Raw genomic sequence first — 1,105 nt, 5'->3', positions numbered from 1 at the left:
AGTACCGGAAAATTTGATAATGCCCTTTCTTCAGGAATAGCAACGGTTAACGTTCCAAATGCAAATATGTATGGTAAGGATTTTACTATAGCTTGCTGGTATTCTAAGATTAATTTAGCATCGGAGAATTCAATAGGAGTGAGAGTCAATTGTACTTCTGACTGGTCTGAGTTTGCTCAAATAGGTTTTAATCTATATAAAAGCAGCCAATACTTTTTCTCATTATTATTGGCTAACAGCTCATTAAATAAATGGGTATCCATTGAAGCATTAAGAGATATCCCTTCTGGCGATGATGGAATATTTCACTTCATTGCAATTACATATAGATCAAATGTTAATCAGTTTAATGTATACCTTGATGGAATACTAAAACAGACAGCAACTTCTCCTCTTTATTATAATGGTAATCAAGGTAGGATAAGTATTCGTTCAATGGGGGCTGTATTGGACGAAGTAGCTATAGTAGAAGGAATCCTTTGGGAATCAGATTTCACTCCACCGACTAAGCCATTTAAAATAAAAAAATAATTTCGGTGGTGACTCCTTTATGCCCAAGATATTAAATAACTCAACTCTGGAGTAATTTAATGTTCTTTCCAGTAATTTTCTACTTGGTATAAGAACGCATAAATATTTTCACTTCGTTGTACGAACTCATAAGCTGGGACGCCTAATGATTGTAATAAATTGATCTCAAAAGGAGCTACAGCCTCTTTTTCTCTGATAGCAGAAATGATTTGATTAAAGTAAAAGTCATTCATACTTTTATAATTTATATTTTACAAAGATAGAATAATAATGATTCAAAATTGCATTTAAGTGAAACAAAAGTATTAATTAAAAATAAAAGACAGTGATATGTTAAACAGGATGTTAATAAACCCTAACGGGGGGGGGGGGGTAAATCCTCTATAAATAAAGTAGTTAGCTCGCTTGCGAAAGGAGATGGGCTATGGTAAGGGCGATGATGGGCGAAAAAAAGAAAGCTGAATATATACAGGATGGATTATTGCTTTGGCTTGACGGTAGAGATGCGCCAGTTAATAATGCGTGGGTTGACAGGGTAAATAAAACAGCATGTGGGATTACAGGCCCGATAGAA

At 34.5% G+C, this 1,105-nt stretch carries 2 protein-coding genes; one reads left to right on the top strand and one right to left on the bottom strand.

Going from position 1 to position 1,105, the window contains the following annotated elements:
• The coding region (locus tag CTY47_RS16680; protein ID WP_143813420.1) for a LamG domain-containing protein at positions 1-531 on the top strand (531 nt) is incomplete at its 5' end.
• A 56-nt stretch (positions 532-587) separates the two neighbouring features.
• On the opposite strand, the gene CTY47_RS17025 is transcribed toward CTY47_RS16680, so the two are convergent.
• Positions 588-764, bottom strand: a complete 177-nt coding sequence (locus CTY47_RS17025) for a hypothetical protein (RefSeq protein ID WP_158228558.1) — start codon at positions 762-764, stop codon at positions 588-590.
• Positions 765-1,105: the final 341 nt, after the last annotated feature.

It is taken from the genome of Parabacteroides provencensis (assembly GCF_900232875.1).
Taxonomy (GTDB): Bacteria; Bacteroidota; Bacteroidia; order Bacteroidales; family Tannerellaceae; genus Parabacteroides; species Parabacteroides chinchillae.
The sequence above is the reverse complement of the archived record's forward strand: the minus strand, read 5'-3'. Positions and strand labels throughout refer to the sequence as shown.